The organism is Lachnospiraceae bacterium JLR.KK002 (assembly GCA_036941025.1).
In the GTDB taxonomy this organism is placed as follows: Bacteria; Bacillota; Clostridia; order Lachnospirales; family Lachnospiraceae; genus Petralouisia.
Map to the genome: position 1 here is coordinate 3,186,121 of JAYMNP010000001.1, position 16,969 is coordinate 3,203,089.

A 16,969-nucleotide genomic window follows, 5' to 3' on the forward strand; every position below is an offset into this window, starting at 1 on the left:
CTGTTACAGATAATTCAGCAGTGTCTGGCCGTTTGCTTTGGCAGACGCCTGCAGGGACGCCTGATATGCGTTATAGGCCGCTGTATATTCGATGATGATGTCTGAAAGTTCCATATCTTCATTTCTGGATTTCAGCTGCTCAAAAGTCGTCTGCTGGTTAGCCATCCTGTTTTCCGTAAGATTCAGACGTCCTTCCCGGCTGCCCATATCTGTTCTGGCAAGTTTCACCTGATCCAGATACCCCTGAAATTTCGTTATTCCTCTTGCATAAAGTTTCTGCATATTCTCGTCTGCATAAACCGCTTCTTTTTCCGCTGCTTCCAGCCACTGACCCAGTGCCTCCTGAGAAGCAGGGTCGGAATACTGCTGCTGCGTCTGCATTTCTTTAATCTTCTCTACTTTATCATGGGCTGCAATGGCTGCCTGAACCGCATTGGTCAGATCATCCACATCTCGCCCGATGGAAGCGTCAAGGACATCACTGGCCTGTGTATTGATGGTCAGCTCCTGACCGAATGCAATTGTAAATTTAATTTCCTGATTTTCTTTTACATAAGTAATCTCATTTTTGGGATCTGTGGTGTTCTTACAGTCGAAATAATGCTCCGGTCTTACCTCGCCTTCCTTAAATCCCTGTTTGGTATAGGTGACGCTCAGCTGGGCTTTTTCACTGCCCAGAAAATCTGCCACTCCTTTTCCCATTACCAGTTCTCCGGTTTCCTTGAAATAAATTACCTCTCCATACCCCACAGGATATCCATCTTTCACCCACTGATCATAGGTCATATCTGTGGTCACTGTGATGGGTCTTCCGTCATCATCGTAACCTGTTCCTTCCAGCTCCTGTACATTTCCATCTGCATCAATATATTTGATATCCCCTGCCTCAATGTCTCCCAGTCCCTCATAAGACAGACGGATTCTATTAATCACATGTTCCTCCGGCATATCACCGAGGGCTACGCCTGTCAGAACTTCTGCAGAAGAATTGGGCACTTTCACCTCATTGCTGTAGAAACGCTTTTCCTCAATATCTTCAAAAGATACAGGCTCTGTAATCTCATAGGAAGTATCTTTTTCTTCTTTCAGGAAAGTGAGCTTGCTGTTGGTCTTATAGCCGGTAAATACACTTCTTCCGGCGCAGTCTGTGTTGCCTTCCGCATACACCTGATAACGGAGAGACTGCATATCTTTCAGAATGGCTGCGCGGTCTTCCTGGGTTTTCACATCTGTGGAACCGTCCACACATTTCTCATAAACATTCCGAAGAATTTCTTCCATATTATCAAGGGCTCCTTCGGTTACCTCGAACCAGGATTTGGCATCCGGTATATTTCTCTCATAATACTGATTCAGCTCACTCAGATTACTGCGCAGGCGCAGGGCCCGAACTGCAATAATAGGATCGTCAGAAGGCCGGATAATCTTTTTCTGAGTGGTCATCTGAGTATTCAGTGTATCCACGTTTACTTTATTACTGTTAATGTTAGTCATGCTGTTTCTGCTGATCATGCTGTTAGTTACACGCATCATAATTATCAAACCTCCTTACACACCGGTTTCCAGAATCAGACGGTCATACATCTCTGACATGGTCTGAATCATCCTGGAGGCCAGATTATAGGAATTCTGGAATTTTAACATATCCAGAGCCTCCTCATCTTCATCCACACCGGAAATAGACATACGTTTCTGCAGAATTGTCTCACCAATATTTTCATAATTTTTCAGTAAAGTTTTCGCTTTCTGGGTATCTACGGTATTGTCACTGATCAGGCAGGCCAGAAACTGATCTGCTCCCACGCCGCGGAAAACCTTGACATCTTTTTTCAGTTTCAGCATCTCCACCACAATATCCTGAGTCGCCACGTTATCCGGCATGTCGGGTTTATTCATGGTTACCAGGAAATTGGGGTCATGCTCCAGGTCGTAGGCCACTTTAATATTTGCGGCAGTCAGCATATAATAATAATTTCCCGTAGAGGTCATGCTGTCTGTTTTATCAAGATCAAAATCAGCAAAATTATACTCTGAACCATCCGCAGGGTTCTCTGCCACAAAGAAGGAAATACCGTCATTCCCCTTCAGGTCAACCCCTGATTTGTGCAGTTCGTTAAACTGTTTTGCAAATTCCCTCAGAAAACTGTTGCACTGAGCCTGATAATAAGGTACACCCATGGCGTCAATATCTCCGCCAATTACTGCAGTCCGTTCCAGTAAATCCTGTTCCGTCTCTGCGCTCATGGTGTCTATTTTCAGGTCAAACACATAGGTCTGGGTTTCCGAATCATAGGAAAATCCCGTATAAGCGAAATCCCTGTTATTAATTGTAATGATTCCCTCGGAATCCATGGTCATCTGATTAACACTGGTGATACTGGGATTTTTGATGGTAACCTGATAATGTCTGTCATCGCCGGTGCCAACCATATTCAGAGACTGTACCCTTCCCTGAAATGCTTCATTATTATTGCCGTCCCGGACATCAAACAGACCTTTCAGCCTTCCGGTACAGGTTCTTCCTGAAGCGTTAAAGGGCACATTATTCCTGGTCCAGTAAATGTCGTACAGCCCTTCTGCATCTGAGGCATTGACCTTATAATCCCTGGCCCTGCATTCCAGCGTATTGTATTCAAAGTTCTCCACCAGCGTCTGTCCGTTGATTTTCACAATGTAGTTGGTTCCTCCGGTATACATATCCGGATAATTGCTGTTGCTTACTTTGGACTCGGTCACTTCCACCGGTACCAGTTCGGAAAGCTGATCTATCAGAACCGCGCGCTGGTCGCGCAGATCATTGGCATTGGTGCCCTGCTGCTCGATAATATTAATCTGACGGTTCAACATGGAAATTTTCTGGCCGATAGCATTAATCTGCGCTACCTGTGTGGCAATTTCCTGATTAACATCTTCCTGAATGCGAATCAGTCCCACATTCATGCTGGTAAAGAAATTAGTAAAATTCTGGCATTTGCTGATAAATGCTTTTCTGGCGTCCAGACTTTCTGCGTTTTTTTTCACATCATCCAATGCGTCAAACATTTCATTCAGAATAGAACCAAAGCCTTTGACAGCATCCTCATCTTCCAGAAAATTCTCTATCTGCTGCGCTCCATATAACTGAGCGTCAAACATCCCGATTTTGGCATTGTTTTCCCAGTATTTCACGTCATAATAAAAATCACGTTTCTGTATAATTTCCGTAGTGCAGACTCCGCTGCCCGCCATGCCGTAGCGCTGATGGGTACGAAGGGCCTCTGCAGCCACACGCACAGCTTCCTGTCTGGTATAACCTTTCGTGTGCACATTGGAAATGTTGTTGGCAACCGTGTTGGTGGCCACATGAAATGTATTTAAAGCGGAACCCGCTATGGTCAGTCCAAAAAATGTTGATGGCATATTTTCCCTCCTGTTACAGTCTGGTCACAAGGTGTTCCAGCATTTCAGAAATCACGTTGATAAACCGGCTGGCTGCATTGTAAGCACTCTGATATTTAATCATATTCTGAAGTTCTTCATCAGAAGATACGCCAAATACCTGCTGTCTGCTGTTCTCAATAGAAGCCACCTCAGCCTCCAGGTCTTCGGCCATTGACTTGTAAACATTGCCGTTTGTGCCGATATCAACAATCATTTTCTTGTAATATTCTTTAAAATTACAGGGATTGGTATCATTGGGATTACTGATATATTTCTTGGCTTCCCAGATATCCACAAGCTGCTGAGCCATATCCCAGGCAGGAGTCCCATCCGGATTCAGATGAGGCATTCCGGACTCTGTCTCCAGTAAATCCGGATTCACGTCAACGTTCTGAATGGTATACATTTTAAAGGTATCGGGTGAATCTTCTTCATTGTACACATAGTAAATGTTGGGCGGAACCTGATTATCTGCAACTTCTCTGTAACGGTCACAGCCCCGTCTTACAAACAGTTCTCTGCCGGGCTTCTGTCCGTCTGCCCCCAGGCATCCTTTATCTTCATCCCAGACACGGACATTATTGTACGGCGTACCGTCCGCCCCTGTAAATGATATGGTTTTAGTGGGACTGAGCACATCATTAACGGCTGTAATCACTTCATGAATAAACTGGTCAAATTCAGCTTCTGCCGAAAGCATAACAGACATGCCGGCTCCGTCATTGTATTCGTCTGCAGAAAGTCCGGCAATATCACGGTAAGTAGCAAATCTGTCTCCTCTGCTGAGTACAAGGGCTTTCAGTTCTCCGATATCTGAATTCAATTCCGGAGCAATATCCACATCAAAGTCAAACACATCCGCATATTTTCCTCTGCTCAGATCCGACAACCGGGGCCAGTAGGGCGTTACAAAACCTGTCACATCATCCTGCCGAATACCAATTTCAAATACATGGACTTCATCCAGAAATTCCACATTTTCCAGCCGGACTCTGACTGCTCCGTTGGCATCTTCCCGAAATTCCACTTTGGCCAGGGAGGAAAGTTCGTCCAGCGCATTATCACGCTCATCCCGCAGGGTCATGGCTGTCTCCACACCGCCGGATTCGATTCTCATAATCTCTTTATTCAGATTCTGAATGGTATGGCCCAGTTCATTGATACGGTCAACACCTTCCCGGATCTTAATATTAATCCGCTTCTGGTATTCCTTCATATTCTGATAAACACCCTGCGCTCTTTCAATAAACAGGGTTGCGTTTTTAACCACCAGGTTCTGGTTTACTTCTGTATTGGGACCTTTGCTCAGCTCTGCAAAAGATTCCCAGAATTCTTCCAGCTGAGTCTGAAACTGCTCTCCTTCCAGTTCCTGGAAAATATTTTCCACGTCCTGTACAGCCAGGTAATTTGTCTCATAAAAAGACTGACGACCATTCTCCGTGCGGTAATATCTGTCCAGGAAATAATCTCTGGTATGTATCACATCGGCAATCGCCAGTCCAAGTCCCGCCTGCTGTTTACTGATGGCAGCACTCTGAAAGGTTACATAATCTCTGTCTGCAAATAATACCTGCTGCCTCACATATCCTTTGGTATCTGCATTTGCAAGGTTATTGGCTGTAGTATTCAGCGCATTCTGACTGTTCTGCAGCCCGGATGCACCGATATACAAACTTCCCATTCCATTTGCCATATCTGCTTTCTCCTTCTATTTCCGCTTCCCTGCTGATTCTGCCTTCCCTGTTGTAATTCTGTTATACATATTCACCGACGCTCTCACTGCTTCGCGTCAAACCCGCTGCTTCCCAGCAGATCTCCGGTGTTATTGGCACGTTTGTCATAATTGGCAGTAGTGGGGGCCTGACGCATACTCTTAAACAGCGTCAGATCAAATTCAGTCATCTCAATGGCATGTTTCAGCAACGCTTCGTTCTGTGCATTGATATCCGCCATTTTCTCCAGTGTGGTACGCAGCTTCTCCTTCAGTTCCTTTAACTGTTGCTGCTCTTTCGGCTGTTTATTTAAAAAGGCTATCATATTAGTAATAGTCAGTTCTTCCGGCTTCTTACTAAGTACGATAGACATATCATTGACAACTTCTTCTCTTTTATTTTCCAGATTCTTAAGAACACTGGTCACTTCCTGTTCCCGGCTGGTAATTTCTTCAAGAGCGGGGATATTCCCGTCAATAATAATCTGCCGTTTCTCCTGAGACAGTTCAGTCAGACGCTCATATTCCCCGTTCTCTTTCTCCAATATACTGATAAAATCTTCCATTAAACTGGCCACGTGAAAACCTCATTTCTAAAAATATGTTTCATATTTTTCCAGTAATTTAGCAGCAAAATCTCCTGTTTCCACCTTGTAGTTTCCGGATGCAATACTGCTCTTCAACGCGGCAACCTTATCTTCTCTGATATCAGATGCTTCTGCCACTGCCTGTTTGGCAACCTGATAATCCCTGCCTGCCTGTGAAATCTCCACTTCATCTCTTCTGGAGACGGCTCCGCTGCCTTTAATTCTGGAAGCTCTCCCCGTATTAAAAACCTGGCCTATCTGATTATATGCTTCTATACGCATAAAGGCATCTCCTCCCTTTCTGTCTCTCTTTCTATACTGTTAGTATATCCAGCTGTCTGAATTGTTATCTAATTTATTTATCGGTTGTTTGGATAGAAACTTTAGGAAATATTGGGCAACAATAAAAAGGAATCGCCTTAACTGCAATTTCCCTTATGCTTTGAAAGAATTTTTCCGCTTTCTCTGATACAGAACAAAGCGGACAGGTCCGCATCAGCTCCCTGAATCCCTCATTCATGAGGGACCTGGACGGTTTGCTGCGCCGAGTGCAGTCGCTTTAGCGACTAATACCTGTTGCACGAGTGCGCATATTACTTTTCTCTTATAGGAAGACACTTTCATGCTTTAGCGTGACAAGGTCTTTCCTATAAGAGAACAAAGTGCTGCACATCTGCAATTAATCGCAGATGTGCAGCACCTATAAAATAAATATCCTTATTCCACATCAACTTTCTTTTTCTTCTTACTGATTACCAGATATCCACCGGCAAAGAATACACCCAGGCAGAGCACATATCTTGCGTCAAAAGCAATTCCTGTCTTAGGAGTTCCGCTGCCCACCTGTGCAGTTCCCATATTTCTGGAAACAGAAGTTCTGGTTCCGGCATTTGTTCCGCCGCCGGTTCCTGTCTGCGTGGTTCCGCCGCTGTTTCCACCGGTATTATTGTTATTGTTATTATTGTTATTGCTATCGTTGTTATCCGGTTTTGGTTCGGGTTCCGGTTCCGGCTCAGGATCCGGTTTTGGTTCAGGGTCCGGTTCCGGATCTTCCCCAAGATTTCCTATACTTTCAAAAATATATCCATTCTCATCTGCAAAACGCTCTGCCTGAGAACCTGTATATCCGCGGATTACATCCGGCGTCCAGGAGGACTGGGAACCAATGGATGTAACACTGGGAGGAATAGTAACTGCTTTGATTCCGCTTCCGGTAAAAGCATCTACTTCAATGGTAGTTACGGAACTGGGAATCTCCAGGTTATATACATAAGGACAATTACTGAAAGCAGAAGATGCTATGGAAGTCATACTGTCCGGCAGTGTCAGCTGGGACTTGCCGATAGGGCAGAACAGAAGCTGTGTCATGCCTGCATCGTATACCGCACCGTCTGAGGAAGCATAGCTTCCGTTTCCGCCTTCTATATTTACCTCTGCCAGATTGCTACAGCCATCAAAGGCACTGAAATCTATGGATGAAACAGAGGCAGGTATGCTGATACTTCCGATACCGCTGCAGTTTCCGAACGCCTGGGAGCCAATGCTTCCCACAGAGCCGGGAATGGTAATACTGGAAAGGCTGCTGCAGCCATATAAAGTAAGTTCCGGAATTGAGGATATTCCCGCTGAAAGGCTGACCGACGACAATCCGCTGCAACCTGCCAGAACGCCGCTTCCCATGGAACTTACGGAAGAAGGAAATGTAATCTCAGAAAGACCCACACAGTTATTAAACGCACTGCTTCCAATCTCTGTTACGCTTCCCGGAATACTGATACTTCCGAGGCTTCCGCAACCGTTAAATGCCTGAGCTCCAATGGAGGTTACACCTTCCGGAATATTGACAACACCCAGACTTCCGCAGCCGTCAAAGGTTTCCGCTCCGATTGCAGAGAGACCTGCCGGAAGTTCCACATATCCCAGTGAAGAACAGCCGTAAAAGGCGCCTCCTCCCACACTTGCCGGGCCGCTGATTACTGCGCTGGTCAGTCCGGTGCATCCGGAAAAAGCATAACTTCCCACACTGGTTACATTAGACGGAATCGTAACACTTGAAATTGACGCATTGCCTGCAAAGGCATAATCAGCAATTCCTGTCACAGAAGCCGGTATGGTAATATCGCCGCCCGGCCCGCTGTAACCGGTAATCACCGAGCCTTCCATAATATATGCACTCAGGTCTTCCTGGGCCATGGCCGGTACCACCGGGCACAGCACCAGGGTTAAGGCCAGTATCAATATTCCATTGAAACATCTGCCAAGTAATTTTTTCATTCTCCTGTCCTCCTTGAATTATTGGTGTATGTGCTGTTAAGGTGAGCACTTCTTCGCCACCAAAAATAACCTTCCATCTTCCGTATAGTTGTTACAGGTCGAAAGAGTTAATAATCTATCTCCATAGGAGACATTAATGTCTCCGCTTATTATATTCATCTCTTTTATGTAATCCAGGTAATGATTGAAATTTTCTTCCGTTCCGGCGTTGATAAAATCGTAATACCGGATTCCTTCCTCTCCCTCCTGGGATACTTTTGACAGACATACGGCTATGATTTCATACTGAGCTTTCTCATAAATGGTATTGAAGGTCACCATTTTATGCTCCAGGCTGTAGCTTTCATCCAGGTAATTTTTCAATCCCCCAAACATCATTCCGCTCTTCATGTTGTGTCCGTATATAATCAGATTATCGTCCTGCTGTTCATAATCATTTCTGGAATCCAGAAATATGGAGCCGTTGATATCCTCCTGCCCGTCATAATTATGAGTAAGATAGAAATCACTGCTCTCCGGTACTGCCTGCATAACCGGATAATCAATCTCGGTTCCCGGTATGGTAAGCCATCCGGCAAAATCTGAATTCTGTTCATGGAGTCCCTGGTATTCCGGCAAAATCGGCGGCCCCTGGGGTTTCTCCACAGTCTCCTGCTCCAGCTCTGCTCCGTAAATAGTATTTTCCACCGTACCTGTCTGAGCTGTTACAGGCTCCTCTTCTGTATCATCTCCGTTCATGGCTTCTATAAACCTGGCGGAAAGCCAGTCAGAGGCTACGGAAATCTCCTGTTCATCTTTTATTTTCTCAAGTTCCCGGATTTTCTGCTGGTCATGATATTCACTTCCCAGGAAAATCAGAAAGCACACCACCGCGCCGACCATGCAGATAGCACCTGCAATCTGGCCGGGCGACAGTTGTTTCAGTTTACGCGCAATCTGGCCGGTGAAGGTGGTCCTGGAAATGGCCTTGTAGTCTTCTGCCACCATATCGGAAAGGTACAGGAGATAATCGTCTCCTATGACGCTTTTAAATATAATCTTCCCTTCCCGAATCAGTGAATAAAGACGCTGGGCCACTCCAGGCTCATTGATATCCATTTTCTTGGAGATATATCTGATTTTCTCGATATCATCCAGAGCTTCCCGATACTTTTCATAGGAATCAAACTGGAACTTTCCAATGCAATATACTCTGCTCATGGTATCAATCTCCTTCCTTCCCTGCTTATTTTTTCGCTGTTACTGACTTCACAGCGGAGTAACTGCTGTAATAATTCTTTTTGTCAATCTTCTTGCATACACGGATTTTGTAATAATACTTCTTGCCTCCGGTTGCTTTTTTATCGGTGTAAGAGGTCTTTTTGGTGGTTCCAATCTTCTTATAACCGCTTTTTGATTTAGTACTTCGGTAAACCTCATACTGAGTAGCTCCTTTTACCTTCTTCCACTTGACGGTCACCTGCTTTGCCTTATTAGAGGCAATACTGCTGATTTTAGTGGAATCCGGCGCAGTAGCCGTTTTAATACTTGTAAAGGGACCGTAATAATACTGGCCGTCCTTGTTGACATAGGCACGTACCCGGAAGGTTGCTCCTGTTCCTGCTTTCAGTTTGGATATGGTGCCTTTGGTGGTACCTGGTTTGGTGATTCTGACATCACGCCTGTTTTTGGAATTGTAAATTTCATATCCGCTTACCGCGCTGTTCTTCGTCCAGGACAGGGTAATGCTCTTATTGGTGTATTTGGATGTTTTCACACCTGTAATTTCCGGTACCGCAATGTTATAGTTTACAGTCTGGGTTCCGGTATAGTTGCCTTCCCCTTTGATGATAATGCTTGCCATTCCGGGGGTTGCACTGTTTACATATACCAGATTGTAGTCCCGGCCATTTTCCAGGGTTGTGGTTCCGCTGGTAACCGTTACCGGAGGATTCTTTTCCTGCCCGTCATAAATCTGTTCTTCCACAGGAGCTACGGTGGCTCTTCCTAACTGCTGAGGCGTAATTCGGAATGTTACGGTTCTGCTGCCACTGTATTTGTTAATTCCCATAATGGTAATGGTCGCAGTTCCCGCGTTGACATTCTGCTCATAAATCACCTGATAATCCACACCGTTTACCAGCAGGCTGCCTTCTTCTTCCACACGTACCGGAGGGGCTATGGCTGCTCCCGTATAAGTATAGGCTGCAGCAACTCCGCGAATCGCGGTACTGTCTGAAAGTTCTCTTGCAATGTCAAATGTTACGGTTTTCGTTCCGGAAAGCCACTCTCCGATTCCTGTCAGAATAATGCTGGCAGTTCCGCGCTCCACGTTGTTCCTGTATTCTACGGTATAATGGACACCTTTTACCAGTGCAACTCCTCCCATGCTTACCATGGGCTCCGGCGTTACGGCGCTTCCGGTATACTGCTGGGTGGGGATAGGCGCTACCGTGGCCATATTCATGTTGCCCAGAATCCGGAAATCTCTGGTTATGGTTCCGGAATAATTATTGATACCTGTAATGGTAGCTGTGGCAACTCCGATGGAAGTATTGTTGACACAGGTTACCTGATAATCTCTTCCCACTACCAGGGGAACTGCTTCCCCAGGGGTTGCTGCTCCTTCTGCTGCCGGCAGCTGGAACCGCAGATCCACAGCCGGTACAATGGCAGTGCCGGTAAACTGGTAATCTTTGATATCTCCCATAATCATGCTGGCGTCGATTACACCGTCTGCGCCGATGCTCTTTGGATTGATAGCATAGGAGGCTGTGACACGTTTGCCCAGGAAAATATCTTTCCCTGTAACGGTTACTGTGGCAACTCCTGCATTCTGACAGTTAGCATACGCAACGTCATAATCCAGTCCCTCCGTCAGCTCCACGGACATATCGGAATCCTGTACCAGAAGGTTTACCTTCACCTTCGGCTGGATGGGCTTCGTGTTGTACTCCTGGGCCTCGATGGGATCTATCTGGAAGGTACCGTCCGGCGGAAGAATTCGGAATGTAGCTGTACGTGTTCCGGTGTAGTTGCCTGTTCCTGTCACAGTTACCGTTCCCTGTTCTCCAATACCTGTCTGGTTACTCTGGTCAGAAAGGGTAAAGTCCGTATCCCGTACCAGTGTGGCCCGCTCTGCCGGAGCGCCGTTATCCGTTACAGCCACTCTGGCTTCCACCGGTTCTCCATTTTTATAAAGGGCAGAGCCGGTAGCTGTAATATCTTCGCTGTTAATATTTTTCGGACTGATGGTAAATTTAATTCTTGCCACACCGCCATATCCGCCTTTTCCGGTGAGAACAATTTCAGGTGCATTCTCAGCACTGGCATCAGCCGCCTCCGTATTATTCTCATAGGCAATATCGTAGTCAGTGCCTGCTACCAGCGTTACTTTCTTACCGGCATCCATATAGGATACCTGAACTTCCGGTGTCTGAGGTCTTCCGTTATACACCGGTTTCTCCGCAATCACGCAGTCAGCTTCATCAATGGGTTTACGGATAATCATAAAGTAAAATCTGTTTTCACCGCTGTAATTAGGCCCTTTTCCTCTGATAAGCACATAGGCCTTTTTGTCCTCCGTAGACAATTCCTTGTTGTCGTAATAGCCTACAACTTCATATTCTGTAGATTTCAGTTCCCGTCTTGAATCATAGGGATTGAAATCCGGTCCCGGATTCTCCAGGTCTTTTATATTGTTGTTAAATACCTTAACGGTGGGCCGCTGAGCCTGACCGTTATACACATAACCGTTCTCATACCCTTCACCGGTCTTACTTCCCACAAACTGCACGGTAATTCCGCTTCTGATATCAGAGAAATCCTTGGGTATGATTTTATACTCTCGTTTCACGATTCCTGTGTAGTAACCGATTCCCTTAATTACCAGCTTCGCTGTTTCATTTTCGCCGCTGACATTCACGTTATTGGTACTGTATTCCTTCTCTCCATACTGGGCACAGTTCTGCTGCGTAAGAATTACAAAATCTTTATCCTGTTCCAGAATATAAGATTCCTCACTGTCACCGGACAGAGGTCCGGAAATATCTTCAAACTTCAGTTCCGGAATCACTTCTACTCCGCCGCCATAATAAACATTGGGACGATCGTTCTTTCCGTAGCCTACCAGTTCCATATAGCGTACACCATTCAGAGGATTGTCATTATCTACTTCCGCAATGGTAGCCATAATCTTGAAATGCTGGTCATATCTTCCGGTATAATTGCTGTACAGGTTATCTGGAGCTTCAATCCAGATTTTTGCATCTCCGATTTTTACATTATCTTCATAGGTTACCGTATAATCGGTTCCCTCTGTCAGCTTCGCAGATACATTTCCTTTCTTCCATGTAATATCCAGTCCATTTTTATTCGGATATGGCACCGATTCCCCGCTGTCCGGGAACGTAATCGGTTTTCTGGTATATTCACATTCCCATTCTCCGTCCTTATTTGTGCTGTAAAGATCCGTTCTCTTATTCACCACTTCAACTGTAACGCCCTCGGCATCACGGTCCAGCCTTCTGGGCGTAATGGTAAATTCCTTCTTGAATTCTCCAAAATAATTTCCTGTATACTTACCGTCGTCTGCACCCTTTCTTGCTGAAATGGTGGCTGTGGGATTCAGTCTTATGGTCTGAGCCGCATCTTCAAAGGTCCATACATTCAGATTATGTTCGGCTGTAATTCCATAATCATATGGTACCGTCCCGGAATCTTCTCTTATAAGAGCCACTCCATCACAGGTTATCTCAAGATCCGGCACAATAGGAGCACCCGTATATTCATACTCCAGATCACCTTCCACAACCAGTCCGGAGTCTTCTTCTTCGCTGAGCACCCGCTGGAAAATTTCAAAGGTATCGCTGTTGCTTCCATAAGCAAATCCGTCGGCAGTTGCAGTTATGGTAGCTGTAGGCGCATTGGTACTATCATGCTCCGGCGCCGCATTTTCATTCTCCGGATCATCCTCCGGTCCTTTGGTAGCCCGGTCATTGTGAGTATAACTTACCGTATAATCCTGACCTTCTGTATTCAGGGAAATCTCTTTTTCCCTTCCGTCTACCATTTTAACCACATACTTAACGGTAACTTCCGGTTCATTCGCCGGTCTTGCCGCATCATTAGAAGGCTTAAACGTACAGTCTGCCGCCTCCACTGTGGTATTCTCACTGCTCAGGTCTGCAAGAATCTTAAATTCTTCTGTAAATTCACCTGTGAAGTTGCTGCCTTCCACACCTCTGATGGTATAGGATGCAGTACCCGGCTCCGTATTGTTCTCATAGGTGACAGTGTAATCTATGCCATAACGCAAAGCATATTTTAACGGAGTTCCATCATCACCTAGTACGGTATTACCTTCTATATCCACAGGAGTATACATTACCTGAAGATTTTTCCAGACAATTCCGTCAGTGGGTGTATCTGTGGGCTGGCCGTTTTCATCCAGTTCCATATTGGTGGCCAGAGCATCGCCGGGCAATGGCGGTGACAAGGCTGTATCGGAAGAAGCATCCGGATATTTCACATGATCAAGCACTACTGCCGCCGACGTACCTTCAAGTTCAATTTTCCCCTGTTCCACACCGTCTGTTTTAAGATTGTACTGTGTAATTTCATAGGGCAGTTCGATGTAGTCTTTGTAATTGGTTCTTCCGTTTATTCTGAGACCATAATGGGAGCCTACCGGAAAGTTACTTCCATCTGTTATATCCTCTATTTTCGTTCCAACGGCAGTCCCGTTGGCATAGGCATAGTATTCCAGTTCGTATTCTGTGTCTTTTTCTACCGGTTTGCCGCTATGGGTAATCTTAGGATCCGGTGTAATGGGAAGACCGGAATAGGTGTATTTCGGCTCTACATCCTTAATCTCATAATTATGATCCTTTTCCAGAACATCCCTGTCTTTGTCCAGACTCAGAGGATCTACAATAAAGGACGCGGTTGATGAATTTACATATAATCCCTGACCAGTGATGGTCGCCGTTTCATTCTGACTGACAGGACTTATGTGATCCGGATCCGCATTACCGCTCCTTGGATTGGTCACTTCGTAGTCCCTTCCCCGTATAAGCGTCTTCGTTTCCTTTTCCGTGCGGAATGTGACTGTTACATTTTTGGGCACAATAGTGTCCTTCGTATATTCTTCCGGCTCAATCTCAATCTTAGTTCTTCCGCCGGTTACATTAAAATCATTCAGATTGCCCTTAATTGCATAATACAGTTCCCGTTTTCCTGTATAGTTGTTGGTTTCCGTCCCTTCAATCACAAGGACTGCTTTCCCTATATCCGTATTGTCCCTGTAGCTTACCTTATAATCTTTGGAATCTATTGTCCGGCCATTATGAGTAATCCGGAAACCGTTCAGAACACTTCCCTCTTCCGGAACGGGCCTGCCAGTGTAGAGATAATAGTTCTCAAGATATTTATCTCCCACGCTTCCGGCCACAAGATCTTTCTCAAGACCTGTCTCATCTATTGCTGTAACCCCCAATGTGGCCAGTGTTTCAAGATTACAGGCATTGATATTAAACTCATATTCCAGTGTTCCGGTAAAATTCTCCTGTCCTGTTACAATAATTTTCGCTTTTCTCTCAGAAGTTGTAACATTTATGTGGTTACTGTGGCCCTTCATATAATCCACACCCAGGGTCATTGGTTTTCTGACCGTTCCGTTCTGGTAAGTAAGGCTGAACTCCGGTATAATTTCTTCTCCGGTATATTCCTGGTTTGCATCGTAAACCGCAGCCAGTTCATTGGCCCGCAAAGGACGTGGCACAATTTTATATGTTCTTGTAAAATTACCGCCTGTATAGTTCCCCGTACCTGTAATAGTCATGGTAATCTCATCATCAGATACCTGGGAATGGGTCTCTCCTCCACCGGAGTTGCGATATGTTACGGTATAATCCGTTCCCATATTCAGCTGTCTGGTATTTACCGTAACCGTCAGCCTTGGTTCAATCGGCTGCCCACCGTTATATTCTATCTCTTCTCCATCGGTCACTCCTGTAATCGTTGTATTGGAAATATCCAGTATCATGGGGTCAATAGTAAATTTCTGGTTGACAGTACCTGTAAAATTATGATTTCCGGTAATTGGTATCTCTGCATTCTGACTGGCATTAATATTATTAACATATCTGCCTATGGTATAATCAACGCCTCCTCCGGTCATGGGCACTTCCACACCATTCCCATTTGTATAAGTAAGGGTCGGCGTGGGCGTTACCGGCTGGCCTGTGAAAGTTCCGTTTGGGACAGTAATATTAACATTAGCAGAATCCATGGGCATTGGTGTAATCTTAATGGGTACATCCACTGCCTTACCCCGCAGTTTTCCGGTAGATGTAGGGGTTACCGTAAGATAATAGGTATTTGCATCTGTACCGGATGTTTTCGCCTTAACAGTATAATCATCGACAGGGGTATAAGGCTCTGTTTCGCTTCCAACCCTGAGACGTGTTGTATAATCAGCGACTATATTACTCACCCGGTCTGTGGAACCGTCAAATACATACTCCCTTTTCGTGTTTTCCACACCATTGTCCAGGATATGTATCATGGAATCGGATAATTCCGGGATTTCAAGAGTGATGGGCACATCCTGCGCCGTCCCCGTATAATAATTTCCTATTCCCTTAACATTACACCTCCACTGCAGTTTTCCATTCACTACCGGTTCAGACTGCCAGCCATTCTGAACCGTAACTTCAAATTTCTCCTGAGCAGGTATTTCCTTTACTGCATCACTGGCATTATTATCAATAAATTCCGATTTCTCATAATCCACCTCCAGGCCACTTCCGGAACCCAGCTTCGCCGTCAGATTCCTGTATGTTATAGGATGTTTGTAAATGTTTCTAAAAACCGTAAACTCTTCCGTATTGCTGCTTACCAGTCCAATATAATCCCCGCTTTTTACTTTGGCCTGTACTTTCATAATACCTACATATCCGCTGTTTCGGTCCGGATTGTAGATAAATTCCAGGTTCTCCCAGGGAACAGTTTCACTATCGTATGTCACCTCTACATCATGCTCCGTAAGTTCCAGCTTATTGCCGGTATAAAGTGCCCGGAGCGTACCACCACTCATTTCCAGTATTCCTGTATTGGGGCCGTTATACCCATTCTTTAACTGAATCGTCAGATTTGCAGCATCAATTCTTACAATGTTAAAATTAACAGTTCTTTTCCCCGTATAGTTACCCTGACCGACAACCTCTACTTCACCGATTGCAGAAGGTTCTGTCTCTGCGACCGTATCCTTTATCCAGTTAAGGGTAAAATCTGAGGTGGGATCTAATGTCTTTCCAGTCTCTGAATCTGATACGGTTATTTCCGGATGAACTACCTGCCCCGCTACCGCTTTCTTGCCAGGAATATTCGCCACTGTAATACTTGGAGCCGCAGTAATATCTTTTTTACTGATTACAAAACTCCCTGTTGTTCTTCCTTCATACCCCTGCTCCGGATTTCCTGTTACCGTTACCGTATAAGTCTTCGCGTCTATCATACTGTTTTCGCTCTGACTATAAGACAGCGTATACCCATCCGGGTTTGTTACCAGCTCCGAGTTTCCTCGATCATCCTCCGCCCAGACCTCAAAATCTGCCGCGTCCAGTTTCTGAGGCTGACCATTATATATCTTGGTTCCTGAAGCCTTTATATCTATTCTGCTGATAGTCAACTTCGAAGTATCATCCGCCGCACGCGACGTAAAGCCGGACCAGTCCACCATCCCGGCTATCATGCAGATGCTTAACAACACTGCCATTATCCTCTTCCCAACATCCCTATGCATAGTCCATTCCTCCTTGCTTCATCCCACACGCATACCATTTTTCGGTCTGTCTATATTTATATTATTAATTTTTTTCGGCATTATTGCCTGTATTCATAATAGTTCCGGTATAATTTTTTAAAACAGGAGAATCACATCCGGAGCAGCTTCCTCTTTTGTAAAAGTTGGTAAAACCGTATCCTATCTGCTCCG

At 45.3% G+C, this 16,969-nt stretch carries 8 protein-coding genes; all 8 read right to left on the reverse strand.

Annotated elements, in window-relative coordinates; all coding sequences use genetic code 11:
- Positions 1 to 3: 3 nt before the first annotated feature.
- Positions 4 to 1,533: a flagellar hook-associated protein FlgL gene (flgL, locus tag VSQ32_15470; protein MEH2944224.1), complete on the reverse strand. Its 1,530-nt coding sequence runs from the start codon at positions 1,531 to 1,533 to the stop codon at positions 4 to 6.
- Between the two features lie 15 nt (positions 1,534 to 1,548).
- On the reverse strand, positions 1,549 to 3,399 hold the full coding sequence (gene flgK / locus VSQ32_15475; protein MEH2944225.1) for a flagellar hook-associated protein FlgK: 1,851 nt from the start codon (positions 3,397 to 3,399) through the stop codon (positions 1,549 to 1,551).
- Between the two features lie 13 nt (positions 3,400 to 3,412).
- Entirely contained in the window at positions 3,413 to 5,113 is a 1,701-nt protein-coding gene (gene flgK / locus VSQ32_15480; GenBank protein MEH2944226.1) for a flagellar hook-associated protein FlgK, read from the reverse strand.
- A gap of 83 nt (positions 5,114 to 5,196) precedes the next feature.
- Positions 5,197 to 5,709 (reverse strand): flagellar protein FlgN, encoded by a 513-nt coding sequence (locus VSQ32_15485; GenBank protein MEH2944227.1) that lies wholly within the window; start codon positions 5,707 to 5,709, stop codon positions 5,197 to 5,199.
- A 15-nt stretch (positions 5,710 to 5,724) separates the two neighbouring features.
- Positions 5,725 to 6,000, reverse strand: a complete 276-nt coding sequence (gene flgM, locus VSQ32_15490) for a flagellar biosynthesis anti-sigma factor FlgM (protein MEH2944228.1) — start codon at positions 5,998 to 6,000, stop codon at positions 5,725 to 5,727.
- Positions 6,001 to 6,435: 435 nt separating this feature from the next.
- Positions 6,436 to 7,992, reverse strand: a complete 1,557-nt coding sequence (locus tag VSQ32_15495; GenBank protein ID MEH2944229.1) for a leucine-rich repeat domain-containing protein — start codon at positions 7,990 to 7,992, stop codon at positions 6,436 to 6,438.
- 36 nt (positions 7,993 to 8,028) lie between these two features.
- Entirely contained in the window at positions 8,029 to 9,192 is a 1,164-nt protein-coding gene (gene srtB / locus VSQ32_15500) for a class B sortase (GenBank protein MEH2944230.1), read from the reverse strand.
- Positions 9,193 to 9,217: 25 nt separating this feature from the next.
- A complete protein-coding gene (locus VSQ32_15505; protein ID MEH2944231.1) occupies positions 9,218 to 16,777 on the reverse strand; it encodes a hypothetical protein in 7,560 nt (2,519 codons plus the stop codon).
- Positions 16,778 to 16,969: the final 192 nt, after the last annotated feature.